9 protein-coding genes and 1 pseudogene are annotated in these 13,207 nt (G+C 67.2%); 7 read left to right on the top strand and 3 right to left on the bottom strand.

The features are described 5' to 3' along the window. Positions 1-333: 333 nt before the first annotated feature. Together ACIRQP_RS41185 and ACIRQP_RS41180 are read right to left on the bottom strand one after the other, a co-directional pair. On the bottom strand, positions 334-1,062 hold the full coding sequence (locus tag ACIRQP_RS41185) for a GNAT family N-acetyltransferase (protein ID WP_403900437.1): 729 nt from the start codon (positions 1,060-1,062) through the stop codon (positions 334-336). A 311-nt stretch (positions 1,063-1,373) separates the two neighbouring features. Then, the gene (locus ACIRQP_RS41180; RefSeq protein WP_403900435.1) at positions 1,374-2,090 is read right to left on the bottom strand and encodes a TetR/AcrR family transcriptional regulator; all 717 of its coding nucleotides are present in this window, start codon (positions 2,088-2,090) and stop codon (positions 1,374-1,376) included. Between the two features lie 101 nt (positions 2,091-2,191). Here ACIRQP_RS41180 and ACIRQP_RS41175 point away from each other — a divergent pair, with 101 nt between their 5' ends. The 7 genes and pseudogenes from ACIRQP_RS41175 to ACIRQP_RS41145 all read left to right on the top strand — a co-directional run bounded on the left by ACIRQP_RS41175 (position 2,192) and on the right by ACIRQP_RS41145 (position 8,686). After that, a complete protein-coding gene (locus ACIRQP_RS41175; RefSeq protein WP_403900433.1) occupies positions 2,192-3,391 on the top strand; it encodes an FAD-dependent monooxygenase in 1,200 nt (399 codons plus the stop codon). A gap of 274 nt (positions 3,392-3,665) precedes the next feature. Beyond that, positions 3,666-4,337, top strand: a complete 672-nt coding sequence (locus ACIRQP_RS41170) for a hypothetical protein (protein ID WP_403900431.1) — start codon at positions 3,666-3,668, stop codon at positions 4,335-4,337. 331 nt (positions 4,338-4,668) lie between these two features. After that, positions 4,669-5,019, top strand: a pseudogene (locus ACIRQP_RS41165) (pyridoxamine 5'-phosphate oxidase family protein); the annotation flags it as partial. A 45-nt stretch (positions 5,020-5,064) separates the two neighbouring features. After that, positions 5,065-5,643, top strand: coding sequence for a TetR/AcrR family transcriptional regulator (locus ACIRQP_RS41160; RefSeq protein WP_403900429.1), 579 nt, complete (start codon positions 5,065-5,067; stop codon positions 5,641-5,643). A gap of 212 nt (positions 5,644-5,855) precedes the next feature. Then, positions 5,856-6,263: a hypothetical protein gene (locus ACIRQP_RS41155; protein ID WP_403900427.1), complete on the top strand. Its 408-nt coding sequence runs from the start codon at positions 5,856-5,858 to the stop codon at positions 6,261-6,263. A gap of 151 nt (positions 6,264-6,414) precedes the next feature. Beyond that, positions 6,415-7,296: an alpha/beta fold hydrolase gene (locus ACIRQP_RS41150; protein WP_403900425.1), complete on the top strand. Its 882-nt coding sequence runs from the start codon at positions 6,415-6,417 to the stop codon at positions 7,294-7,296. Between the two features lie 199 nt (positions 7,297-7,495). Further along, positions 7,496-8,686 carry an MFS transporter gene (locus tag ACIRQP_RS41145; protein WP_403900423.1) on the top strand — a complete coding sequence of 397 codons (1,191 nt, stop codon included), beginning with the start codon at positions 7,496-7,498 and terminating at the stop codon, positions 8,684-8,686. 170 nt (positions 8,687-8,856) lie between these two features. Here ACIRQP_RS41145 and rph read toward each other — a convergent pair whose 3' ends face one another. Then, entirely contained in the window at positions 8,857-11,469 is a 2,613-nt protein-coding gene (gene rph / locus ACIRQP_RS41140) for a rifamycin-inactivating phosphotransferase (protein WP_403900421.1), read from the bottom strand. Positions 11,470-13,207 lie beyond the last annotated feature (1,738 nt).

The following is a 13,207-nucleotide window of genomic DNA, read 5'->3' as shown; positions in this document are numbered from 1 at the left end:
CCGCTGCTGTCAGGACGATCTGGCGTGTGCGGATCGCCCGGTCCTGCTTCGCCACGTGTGTCTCCTCTGACTTGTGGGCCCGGAGCCCAAAAAAAACCGTGCCCAAAAAAAACCGTCCAGTTTGGATCTTACTGGGTGGCGGCTTCTTTGTGCGTGTGGGTTCCGCATTCATCCGCGACCGGCATGGCGACAGGGATGGGATACGGGGGCGCCAAGGCATCACACGCCTCCGCGACGTCCCCGACCCTGGGGGCCTGGAGTGACCAGGGTGTTCGCGCTCATACGGGCCGACGGCCGACGGCCGACTGCACGCTACCGGAGCCGGGGGTACCGTCAGCGTTGGTCGGGCTCGGTGAGGTGCGCGAAGGTCACTGTCGGTGTTTCCTTCTTCCCCTGCCCGGCGCCGCGGCACCGAGAGACCGGTCCGTCCAGATGCCGGTACCAGCAGGCATCGATCTCCCGGCCGTCCGCCAGCGTGTGCTGGGCCGGCCCTTCACCCGGGATGAAACCCGCCCGGAGCAAGGCTCCTCGACTCGCCGTGTTGCCCACCTCCGTGCCTGCCCGCACCGTGTCCAGCCCCAGGTGGGCGTGTGCAAGCAGCGCCCCCGCCCCGAACAGCTCCGCGCCCAGCCCCTGTCCACGGGAATGGGGCGCCAGCCATCCGCCGATCGCACCCTCGCCGACCGCCAGGTCGACGCAGCCTGCGTATCTGCCGTCGTCCAGGCGCACGGCGACCAGCAACACCGAGTCCTCCCGCTGCTGCGGCTCGTAAGGCTGGGTCAAATGCCCGGGAAGTGACGACAGTTCAATGAGTCTGTCGCCGGGACGCATCTCGGTCAGAGCCTGTCTGACTTCAGGATCCACCACCACCTGTTGGGGAGTGAACCCGAGCCACCGCTGGGCCTGGTCGTCCGAAGCGGCCGCCGCCGCGGCCGCCAGGTCCAGCAGGTTGTCAGGTGTGTAGAGCAGCAGACGCCCAGTGCGGATGGTGTGCCGGTGGTGCCCGCACGGACCCGGAAGCGTGACCTCCGCCCGCCTACGCCGTAGACGCGACCAGACCATATACGCCCCCATGGAGAAGCCTGACGCCACGCGGCATCATGAATGAGCGGACCGGCTGCGAATCTACCCCTGGCGCACCGCGCCCGAGCGCCGAGACCCCCTGTCTGGCCATCGGCTCGATGAGTTCATCCATGATGCAGTCTGGTGTGGGCTTCCCGGCCCCGGACCGGTGCGTTTGGAGGCGCGGGCGGCATCGGTCCCCACACCGTGCATGCGCCAGCCACCGCCGGCCGGAATGCGCCCGAGGCGGTCGACAGTTCGTCAAGGCGAAGCAACGGTCCAGCGGCGACACGGCGCGATGCGCATCGCACTCATCGTGTGCGCTGGTCGATGAGAGCGGCCAAGCCGTCCAGGATGCGCTGTAGGCCGAACTCCCATGCCTGATCCTGCCCGCCGGATCGGGCTGCCGAGGCGAGGGCCGCGGTCAGCGCGGGGAATCGCTCGCCGTGTGCCTGCATCAGCTCGCCGAGGACGGCGTCGAGCTGGGCCTCGGGGTTGCCCGCGGGGCCGGCTGCGCGGGCTTGCTGGGTGATGCCGCGTGCGTGACCGACCAGCAGGACAGCCGCGTCCATCCGTTCGGCACCGCTCAGCCCCGTACCGTCCAATGCTGAGACGGCACGCTCCAGCCAGGACAACTCTCCGGGCCCCATGAGCCGCGGCCCGATGGTGGCCTCCAGCGCCCAGGGGTGTTGGCAAAAGACGGTGAACAACTGGCCGGCCCAGTCCTCCAGCTGCTCCCGCCAGCCACCACGCGCCTTCTTTGCTGTCGGGTAGGGGCCGATCGCCGCGTCGACCATCAGCGCGACCAGCTCAGCCTTGCCCGGCACGTACCGGTACAGCGCCATCTTGGTGACGCCAAGTTGCGCGGCGACCCGCTGCATGGAGACATCGGCCAACCCGTCCGAGTCGGCGATCTCGATGCCGGCCCGCGCGATGCGGTCCAGGCCGAGTGTCGGCCTGGGGCCCCGCGCGGGTTTGGGGTGCGGCCGCCACAGCAGCCGCGCCGTCTCGGCGTGCTCGTCGCCCACGCTTCCCCTCCTGCCCTGCCTTGTCGAATCAATCCAACTGTGTCTATGGTACACAGTAATCATCAGTGTCCAGTGGACACAGTTTTTGGAAAGAGGAGCCCGTGAACAAGAACGTCCTCATCTCCGGCGCGAGTATCGCCGGCCCGGCGCTGGCCTACTGGCTCGGACGCCAGGGCTTCAACCCCACCGTCGTCGAGCTGGCCCCGGCCCTGCGCGAGGGCGGTCAGGCCGTCGATTTCCGCGGCGAGACACACCTGACCGTGCTGGAACGCATGGGGCTGCTTCCTGAACTGCATCGCATCCAGACCGGCGGCAGCCCGATGCGCTTCGTCGACGAAGGTGGCCGAACGCTGCTGCAACTGCCCGCCGAGTTCGCCGGCGGCGAGATAGAGGTCCTCCGCGGAGACCTGGCCCGGGTGCTGTACGAACACAGCGCCCCCTACGCCGAGTACATCTTCGGCGACTCGATTACCAGCCTCACCGAGACCCCCTCCGGCGTACGGGTCGACTTCCAAAGCGGTGTCGCGCGCGACTTCGACCTTGTGATCGGAGCGGACGGGCTGCACTCCAACGTCCGCCACCTCGCTTTCGGCCCGGAGGGAAATTACGTAAGCCACCTCGGCTACTACGCCGCCACATGGCAGTTGCCCAACGAAAACTACCCGGGGCTCAAAAAGGGCTCGGTTGGCTACAACGCGCCGGGGCGGCTCGCCTCCATCGGTGCTGACCACCGGGACCCGGCACGGGCAGGGGCATTCCTCGTCTTCGCCGCATCTGAGTTGTCGTACGACCGGCGTGACCGCGAACAGCAGAAGGAGTTGATCACCAACGCCTTCTCCGGTCTCGGCTGGGAGGTACCCCGTCTGCTCGACTCCCTTCATCAGGCGCCCGACCTCTACTTCGATTCGATCAGCCGTGTGGACGTGGACACCTGGTCCACAGGCCGCGTGTGCCTCGTCGGCGATGCCGCCTGCGGGGCCACTGTCGGCGGCATGGGCACGGGAACCGCAGTGGTCGCCGCTTACGTGCTGGCCGGCGAACTCGCGCGAGCTCAGGGCGAGTACAGGACGGCCTTCACCCGGTACGAGAGCAGACTCCGCAAGTACGCCAAGGGCTGTCAGGCAGGCGGCGACCGCACCGGCAAGTTCCTGGCCCCCGGCAGCGCTACCGGCATACGCCTCCGCAACGCTCTGCTGTCCCGCCCCCTGTTCATGAATGGAATGCTCAAGCTGGGTGACAAAGTCAGCAGCACCGTGGCTCTGCCCGACTATCCCGCCGACTCCAGCCGCGTCAGTCGGTGATCCGTACGATCTTCAGCAAGGGCGACCACGCCAACGGGCCCTCATGAATGAGTAGTTGTGAGAGAGCGAGACTCCTCGCCGACCGTGTCCGGTTGTGATCCGGATTCTTCGAGCGGCGAAGTGGGTAGCGAGCGGCTGCCGCCGCGACGCGGCTATTGCCTCCATTGGCCGGGATGGCAGAGGCTGGTTCGGTCGAGCGGGCCGTCCGTGGTGTTGAGGGGGAGGGCGTCATACAGTGGTGCGTGGCGGCAGACGCTGGTCCAGGCGGCGTGACGTGGGGCTTCTGGTGTTTCTGCGTGTGCTGATTCTCGCCGTCGCAGTGCCGGGGCTTGTCGTGTGTGCGGATCGTGCCGAAGCGAACTCTCAGGCTGTCAGGGTGTACAGGAACGCCTCACTGTGTCCCGTCGGCACACAGTGGGAGACCGCCGACGATTGCGTCGCGGAGACCATGGGCGAGGTCGTCGGCACGGACTGGAGCGAGTCGTGCACCACCGACAGCAACGGGCTCAGATCGTGCACCACCAACTACAGCGTGGACGTCCGTTTCGGGCAGCGCACGCAGTCGCTGAGAGTCGACGAGAGCACCTACCGCGCGGTGGACCGTGGAGACCCGGCTGAGCTGCGCATCTGGCGTGGAGAAGTGGTGCGGATGGTGACCCGAGGCCACACCGAGATCTTTCTGACATCCTCCGAGTGGGCGTCCGCGGGGTGGCTGTTCCTCTGGTGGATGTTGCTGGGCGGCTCGTGGCCGACTGTTTTCGGGCTGTGGCTTTTCCCGTTGCTGGGGGGCTGGCTGGTGCTGACCGTGCCGTATCTGATGGTTGCGTTCAACCTTCTGGGGCTCAACCCGATGGGGGTGATGGGTTGGAGCACCGTGGGCGTCCTCACCCTGGCTGGGGCCTGGTTCATGGGACGATCTTTCTCCGATGCCACGGATTGGGCGTAACCCCGCAGGCGGGTCGTTGGCACCCGCCGCCAACCCTCAATGGGACGGCTTCGTACGACGGCGCTCCCGTGGTGTCTGGCTGTCTCGACACGGGCAACACAGGCCGACGGCCAACTGTGATGCTCGGAGTGGCCAGCCGGAAGGCTCAGTCACAACAACGGGTGACCGAGCATGTCAGTTGGCCACTGAGTGCTTGTGTCGCGAGTGCGGCGTCGGGTTGTTGGGGACCGTAGCTGTCCCTGATCGGGGGTGGCGGCGGACACAAACGGGCGTGGTGGTGATTTCCGCGCGGGCAGCCGGTCGTTATGGGGGAGAGGAAGGGAGATCCGCCATGCCGACAAAGGGACCCGCGAAGCGGCCCAGGACCGAGCTCGATGCCCGCTATAGCTCGGCGCTCGATCCCCGCCCGGGTGCCGTGGACGTCACCGCCACCGAGTGGGCCGAGGCCCAGCGGCAGTTGGAGGCCGCCGAGATCTTCTGGGTGTCCACGGTGCGATCCGACGGCCGGCTGCATGGCACCCCAGTGATCGCCACCTGGCACGACGGGGGGCTGTACTTCTCCACCGGCGCGGGGGAGCAGAAGGCGAGGAACCTCGCTCATGATGGGCACTGCGCGCTGACCACCGGGGGAAACTCGCTCACCGAAGGGCTCGACCTCGTGGTTGAGGGCAAGGCGGGGCCATCACGCTTTCTTGAGCGTTCGCTTTAGATAAGTTACGGTGGAGCCATGGCAAGGACCCGAGAGTTCGACACGGAGGCGGCCGTGAGCCGCGCGATGGAGCTGTTCTGGACGCGCGGCTACGAGGCGACCTCGGTGCGTGACCTGGCTCAGCATATGGGCATAGGGCAGGCGTCCTTGTACGCGGCGTTCGGTGACAAGGGCGGCCTGTACAGGACCGCGCTGGAGCGCTACCGCACCACCCTCGCGGCGGCTGCCCTGCGCAGCCTGGAGGAGGGGGCGGATGCCCGCACGGCGATCCGTACGATGCTGATGGAGCGGGTGCGCATCGCTGTCGAGCGTGACGGCCAGGGCTGCCTGGTGGTCAACGCCGCCTGTGAGCGTTTGCCGAAGGATCCGTCGATCCGGCGCATCGTTCGGGATGTGCAGGATGCCAGCCGGGACGCCCTTGCCGAGGTGCTGCGTGTCGCGGCGGCGGAGGGGCAGATCTCGTCACGGCATGACGCGCACACTCTCGCCGCCTTCATCGTCACCGTCCTCAACGGACTGCTGGTCTCCTCGAAGATCACGCCGGACAGCCGCACCCTTGAACCTCTCGTGGATGTCGCGATGTCGGCACTTGACTGATTTTTCATACCCGAAATCCGTAACGATCGCTCCATAAAGGATGGGGATCGGTGAGGTCGGCGTGCCCGACGGTCTCGCCGCTCTTGGTCGATTTCTTTGCGCTCGTTCACGCCTGGAATCTGTAGCGGTCGCTCCATAAAAAGTGTTGCAGCTGGCACAGCCAGCGCCAAGCGCACTCGCCCCCTGCCTCGTACAAAGACTTCGGAGGACCCATGTCCGTCGCATCCATGCCGAGTGTGTCCGCTCTCGGCGGCAGTCGCTGGAACACCTTTCCTGCGGCCGGCACCACCTTGACCGCTCGAAAATCCTTCACCGCCACAGAGCCGGTCGTTGACGGGACCCGCACCGCCCTCATCGAGGTCACCCATGGCGGCACCACCGCCCGCGTCGACCTCGTCCAGGCCCCGTGCGGTCACCGCTTCGCCCACCGACCGGACCACGCCGCATGCGACGCACCCACCGACGACGCGCCCCGCACCGCAGACCTGTGGACGACACTGCGCACACCGGGGTTGGTGTGGACGGAAGCAGGCGACGCCACCCTGGACGCCACCGGCCAGTACGACCTCGTCGTACTGGCACTGCTCGGCCGGCTCTGCCCGGAGAACGTCCCCCTGTAACCCGCCGGCCGTCCCGTTTCCCGGACCGCCGCGGACCGCCGCGGAGGGCAACGGACCGAGCCGCCTCGTGGCCCTTGCCGACCCCCCCGCAGGGCGACTGACCCCCCCACACCACGAAGTACCCAGGAAAAGTTGGGAAGGACGCAAGGAAATGATGTTCGACCATGAGGGAACGCCCGTCCGCAGCGGCCGTGCCACCGTCAACGGAACGAGTCTGCACTACCGGACGGCCGGCGCCGGCCCCGCGGTGGTGCTGCTGCACGGCGTGCCCAAGACCAGTTACCACTGGCGCCACCTCCTTCCGAAGCTGACGCCCCATTACACCGTCGTCGCACCGGACCTCCGCGGTCTCGGCGACTCCGCCCGCCCCGCGGACGGCTACGACTCCGCGACGATGAGCGACGACATCGACGAGCTGATGACGCACCTCGGACACGAGACGTACACCGTGGTGGGCGAGGACTGGGGAGCGGTGATCGGCTACCAGCTCGCTGCCCGACGCCGCGACCGCGTCAACGCTCTCGTCTTCGCCGAGGCCCTGTTCCCCGGATTCGGCTTCGAGGACCACACGGCCCTTACCGCCGAGAACGTCTCCCGTGGCATGCACCTGTGGCATCTCGGCTTCTACTTCCAGCCCGACGTGCCGGAGATGCTGATCTCCGGGCACGAGCGCGAGCTGATCACGTACATGATCAAGTACGAGCGTAGCTACCCCGACACCGCCACACCCGACGCGGTTGACGAATACGTGCGCTGCTACTCCATGCCAGGCGGCATCCGCGCGATGCTCTCGATCTACCGCGCGATGCTCGTCGATGCCGAACAGAACCGGCAGGCCTCGCAGAAGAAGCTGGACATCCCGGTCCTGGCGCTCGGCGGCTCGGCCTTCATCGGTGACCGCAACGAGTCCCAGATGCGGCTGATGGCCCACGACGTCACCGGGCACGTCTTCGACGCCGGCCACGACCTCGCAGAGGAAGTACCCGACGAGATGGCCGACGTGGTTCTGCCGTTCCTGGCAGCGCATCTGTAGCCGCACCCGGCCGCCGAGGTCGGTGATCCGGAGCGGCCCGCACGCCGTGGGGGCCTCGTGGCTGAGCGGACCTGCCCGGTCCCGCGCTGCCAGGAGGCCCCCGTGGCTCCCGACGACTCTCCGATCGATGTACGCCCAGCAATCCTCATGAGTCGAAATCGATCACCATTCATACCCCCATGAACCCGGGAAAATATCCGTGAAACACCGTCCCGCGCTGATCACCGCCGTGCTCTTCTGTGCAACGTTCACGGCAGGGGTGGCCGAATACATCCTGTCGGGGCAGCTTGACCTCGTCGCCCAAGGGCTCGGAGTCAGTGAGGCGACCACGGGCCAGCTCGTCACCGTCTTCTCCCTTGCATACGGGCTCATAACCCCTGCTCTTGTCGTGATGACGGCGCGTGTCGATCGCCGCCTTCTCATATCAGCGGCTCTGCTCGTCTTCGCGGCCACGAACCTCGTGTCCTGGCTGAGCCCCACCCTCCTGACGATCATGGCGCTCCGGGTCGTTATGGCGGCGAGTACCGGTCTCATCGTCGTCACGGCACTCAGCGTCGTGGTACGCCTCGTGGCTCCGGAACGCCGCGCCCGAGCGGTCGCAACCGTCATGATGGGAGTGACCGCGTCGCTCGTCCTTGGAGTGCCGGCGGGGCGCGCCGTCGCCCAACACTGGGACTGGACAACCACCTTCCCGCTCAACGCCGCACTTGCGGTACTCGTGGCGGGCATAGTGTGGATGGCCCTCCCTCGTATCGCTCCGCGTACCCCTGTGCCGCTTCGCCGCCAACTCGCCCTGCTGGCCGGCTCGCGCACCGTCCTCGGGTTGACGGTCACTTTTCTCTGGCTCGGTGGCTATGCGGCATTGAACACGTATTTCACGCCATACCTGGTCAGCGTCGTCGGACTTGATGGTGGCGCGGTGAGCCTCGTCCTGCTCCTCTTCGGCCTTGCGAGTATCGTGGGCATACAAGTGGGCGGATTCCTGACAGACCGCGTCGGAGCTCATCGAACGCTGACCGTGACCAAAGCCTTCCATGTGCTGGTGCTCGTCGCCCTCCCGCTGCTCGCAGTCACAACTCGCGGCGCGGTAGCCGCAGTTCTGCTGTGGGGCGTAGCTGCGTGGGGAAGCACTTCCGCGCAGCAGATCCGTGTGTCTTCGCTGGCCCCCGATGCCTCCGACGTGCTGATGAGTTTGAACCAATCGGTCATGCAAATCGCCATCGCGGCAGGGGCAGGGGCAGGGGCAGGGGGAGGTGGCCTTGTGGTGACGCAAAATCTGAAACCACTGCCTTTGATCGCAGCCGCGGGTGTCGTTGCCTCTCTCGTCCTCATGCATGTCATGCGGCAGCGTGCTCCGAAGCACGCCCGACACACCGTCACTTCACACTGAGGGGGCGGTTCATGAATCTTTGAGTGCTTCTGTCACCGCCTGGTGGTGTGATGAGGTGAGTGAACGTACGCCGTATCCAAGCGACTTTTCCGCAGGCGGCGGTCGTGGGGGCGGTCATCAACTGCTTGGCGTGGTCGGACGCTACGGATGGGGTTTCTCGGTGTGGTCGGTCAAGGCAGGATCTCGACGTACCCGTCGGTTCCGTGCACGCGGATCCGCTGCCCGTCCCGGATCAGCCGGGTGGCCCGCTCCACGCCCACGACGGCCGGCAAGCCGTACTCCCGGGCGATCACTGCGCCATGGGTCATCAGGCCGCCCACCTCCGTGACCAGTCCCGCGATTCCGACGAACAGCGGCGACCAGCTGGGGTCCGTGAAGGTCGTGACGAGGATGTCGCCCGCTTCGAGATCGGCCTCCGCCATGTCAAGGATGACGCGGGCCCTTCCCTCGATGGTCCCGGCGGAAACCGGTAGGCCGATCAGGGCGCCGCCCGGCACGTTGTCGCGCCGGTACGCCCCGGTGACGGCCTCACCATCCGATGTGAGCACCCGGGGCGGTGTGAGCGCGTGGTACGACCGGAACGCGTCCTTGCGCCGCTGGATGAGCTGGTCATCCACCTGGTTCGAGCGCACGACGTCGTGGAGTTCCTGGAACGTGAGGTAGAAGATGTCCTCCTTCTCAGGAAGCACGTCGGCCTGGACGAGGCGTTCGGCCTCCTCCAGCAGGGCCTGCTTGTAGACGAAGTAGCGGCTGACGATGCCGTACTTCGGGTACTCCCGGTACCCGATGAAGGTTCTGACCCGGTCGATCATCCGCTTGGCCTCGTCGGCTTTCCGGTCCCCGTCCGGTAGGGTCCGCAAGCGTGACAGCACGTCCTGTCCCTTCTTCTGCGCCTTCTGCCGCCCCTGCTCGAAGCGCAGCTCGGCGGCGCCCGGCTCGAAGTTCCTGACGTTGTCGAGGATCACGGGCACGAGCGTGGTGGGGCGCTCGCGCCAACGTGGCCTCGTGATGTCGATCTCGCCGACGCAGCGCATGCCGTACCGGTCGAGGTAGGACTCGATGGCGTCGCGCGCTTCGGTCCCGCCCGCGAGCTTCGCCAGCTCGTCCAGGAAGCCCTCGTCCTCGACGCCCTGCAGGAACGCCACCACCTTCGGATGCGGGCGGATCACGTCCGCGACGTCGAGCAGCGCCAGTCCCATCTCCGACGTGACGTTGTCGGGGGCGGACAGCGTGAGCGTGTCGGCCGCGTTCTTCTCGCCCAGCCACTCCCGCAGCTTGTCGTTGAGCCACCACGTGGCCTCCATCCCCGCCATGACCGCCTGAAGGTTCAGCGGATCACTGAGGACTCGCTTGTGCTCCCCGAAGGCCTCCAGCAGGAAGTCGAACAGCGCCGGTCCGGTCTTCGTCCGGATGTCGCGCTCCAGGGCGGCGATGGACGCCCGGCTGCGCTCGATCAGCCCGGCGACGATGGCCGGGTCGGTCTCGATCGGGGCGGACGCGCCCCTGGCCGGCGTCCCGCCGGGACCCGCGTCCGGGATCGACGGGACGAAATCGTCGCGGTCGAGGACGGTCTCCAGAGCGTCCCTGATCAGCGGATCGGATCTCCCCGCGACGTCCAGGAGGCCGGCGCGGCTCGCGGGCGAGGCCAGACGCCGGGTGGCGTCGACGAAGAGCCTCCCGCCGGCCTCGTGCATCGGCGCCATGGCCGTCAGCTGCCACACGGAGAGCCCCAGGGGCTTCATGGGGTCGGTCATCATCTGCTGATGACCAACGGAGAGGTAGACGTGATTCTCCTGGTCGCCGGTCTCGGGGATGGGGAACAGCGTTGTGATCGGCCGGCTCTGAACGATCCGGAAGTCATCGTCGACCAGGCACCATTCGATGTCCTGCGGGCGGCCGAAGTGCGCTTCGATCCGCCGCCCGAGCTGCACGAGCCGTACGACCTGCGTATCTGTCAGCGTCGGCTCCTTCTGCCGCTGCGAGTCGATCGCCACTTCCTGCGTACCGCCGGCCGCCAGGGCGTGAACGGCACGCTGTTTGGCGGCGATCGCTTTGGCGACGACTTCGCCGTGTCGCACCTTGAAGACGTCCGGGTTCACCAGGCCGGAGACCAGGGCCTCGCCGAGGCCGAAGCCGGCGTCCACGGTGGCGACCTTCCGGTTGCCCGTGACGGGGTCGGCCGTGAACAGGATGCCGGCCGCATGCGGGAAGACCATCTGCTGCACGACCACGGCCATGTGGACCGTACGGTGGTCGATGCCGTTCCGCTGGCGGTAGGTCACGGCCCGCTCGGTGAACAGCGAGGCCCAGCACCGGCTGACGTGCTGGAGGATCGCCGCCGGCCCCACGACGTTCAAATACGTGTCCTGCTGGCCGGCGAAGGAGGCCGTCGGCAGGTCTTCTGCCGTCGCGCTGGATCGGACGGAGTAGGCGGCCTGCTCGCCGGGCTGGGGCTCGTCGAGCTGGGCGAGCGTGCGGGTGATCGCCGCCGCGAGATCGCCCGGGATGGCGATCCCTTCGATGGTCCGGCGGATCTCCGCGCTGAGTGCGCGGATCGCCTCCCGGTCGTCCGGGTTCAGGCGCGACAGCTGATCGAGCCGATCGTCGATCGACGGCGCTTCCGCCATGATCCGCCGGAAGGCGCCCGTCGTCACGCAGAAGCCGGCCGGCACGCGGATGCCTTCGATCCGGGACAGCCCGCCCAAGTGAGCGCCCTTGCCGCCGACGACCGCGACCTGCGTCTCGTCGACCTCTTGAAGATCCCACACGTACTGCTCGATCATCGCGATACCTCCGAGGCAGTCGTGTCCCGTTGCACTGCGGTGGCCGATCGAATCACCGGCGCCTCCAGCTCTGTCGAACCTCTTGTCAGGCACGTCCTCGTGTCTGGCTGCCCTCCCTCTGACGACTCGGCCGACCGCTCCGCCCAGTCGGGCGGCGCGCACACCCGCACCACCGCCCCGAGCGCTCGCGACCGCACCGCCAGTCCCACCACTGATTCGACGTCAGCGCGTCCCCCATACGTCGACAACACACGCACGTCGTGCCCCCATTTCCGCAGGTTATGGCCTCGGCCGACGATTTTGCGCCACCACCCGGGTCTTGCCGCAAGCCCCCCAGCGCGCTATACGTTAAGAGTGGCAGGGAGAGAGATCTCCTTGCCTTTACCTTTGCCTTTTGCCGTCCGCCGGAACTGACAAGCTTCTCGCGAAGTGGCGCCGCGCCGCGTACGGCGGTACGCGTCCGTTTGGCGAGCTCGGCCCAGCACTCGCGTGGCGCGACGACCTCCCGGAGATGGTTACGCGGCCTTCGCCCCTGCACACGCGGGTGGCCCGCCGTCACTGGATCAAAGAAAATGCCCTCGCCGCCATGTCGGCTTCGCAGCCTGGGCGCCCGGCTCACGCCCCTTGTGAGAGCTGCCCCGGCCCGTCCCGCCGCCTCGCAGACCGACCGCCCTCTCCTGAGCAGCAGGCTCAGCGCATGCTCAGCCTCCCGCACACCCTCGGCAACGCCACCACGGCGGATCTGGTCAAACAGCACAGAGCCGGCCGTGCCGCGAGCGTCGGTGGTGTCCCGGTGCAGAGGATGCCCGACGGGCCGCCTCCGCCGGTGCCGCCCAAGAGAAGGTCTCTGAGGGCGAATCCGGGTGACAGCATGGTGGGTCAGGAGTCGCTGACCATCTACCGTGCCGACGTCCTCCCCCCCCGAGAAGCTGAAGGGCGGGACGTTGAGGTCCCATGCCGCCGCGTCGCTCAGGACGGTACTGGACAGCTTTCTCGAAGCCCCGGCGGAATAGGTCACGGGGCATCAGCGCAGCACGAACACGATCTGCCCCGGTATCACCGCGCACAAGTACATCCTCGCCGACCGCGGCCGCCCGGAAGCATTCTCCACCACAAGCTGGACTGTCTTCGCCGGCCGCGGAGCCCAACAACGCGTCCACCGACTCCTGGAGATCCCCGGGCACGCCGATCTCAACCACGCCACGCCGCCAAGCACCTCGACGACAGAAAAGCGGTCCTCGCCCGTCAAGTCGACCACCTCGAACAGGCCGTCGGCGCCACACTCCTGGAAACCGCGCCCGACTCTCAACTCATCAGGTTGACTCCTGGCGGTGAGAAATTCGCCCAAGAAGTGCTCCCAGTCCTGGCCATGCTCGATCGAAATCGTCGGCGATGACCTTGAGCTTGTCCTCGAAGGTGTCGACGAGCATGGGACCGAGTGGAGCCGGGTTGGCGTTCGGACCAGGGGAGAGCCGCCAGAACCCGGTCCATGCTTCGGCGATGGCGGCACGGACGACAAGGGCAACGACACAATCTGAGCCCCCTGTCCGACCTCGGGGAGCAGGTCCTCCTCCCCTTCGTCCAGGCTGCTTTCCCGGATACCGGCTTCGGCTTTGCGGGCCTCGATCGGGCACTGCGGCGACGGTTCCGGCCGCTGCTGGCGGAGAGTTGTCCGTGAACGCTCCCGGAATTGTCCGTGATTGGTAACGGAGGCATCCCTCGGCCCGCGTGCCTCGTC

The sequence above is a fragment of the Streptomyces sp. NPDC102274 genome, from assembly GCF_044766385.1.
In the GTDB taxonomy this organism is placed as follows: Bacteria; Actinomycetota; Actinomycetes; order Streptomycetales; family Streptomycetaceae; genus Streptomyces.
Note: the sequence above shows the minus strand (reverse complement) of the source record. Positions and strands in the feature narration are given on the sequence as shown.

Excerpts from the sequence above, each read along its gene's own strand:
- ACIRQP_RS41160 (WP_403900429.1), top strand. The coding sequence starts at position 5,065 with ATGGCAAGGACCCGAGAGTTCGACACGGAGGCGGCCGTGAGCCGCGCG.
- ACIRQP_RS41185 (WP_403900437.1), bottom strand. The coding sequence starts at position 1,062 with ATGGTCTGGTCGCGTCTACGGCGTAGGCGGGCGGAGGTCACGCTTCCG.
- ACIRQP_RS41150 (WP_403900425.1), top strand. The coding sequence starts at position 6,415 with ATGATGTTCGACCATGAGGGAACGCCCGTCCGCAGCGGCCGTGCCACC.
- ACIRQP_RS41155 (WP_403900427.1), top strand. The coding sequence starts at position 5,856 with ATGTCCGTCGCATCCATGCCGAGTGTGTCCGCTCTCGGCGGCAGTCGC.
- rph (WP_403900421.1), bottom strand. The coding sequence starts at position 11,469 with ATGATCGAGCAGTACGTGTGGGATCTTCAAGAGGTCGACGAGACGCAG.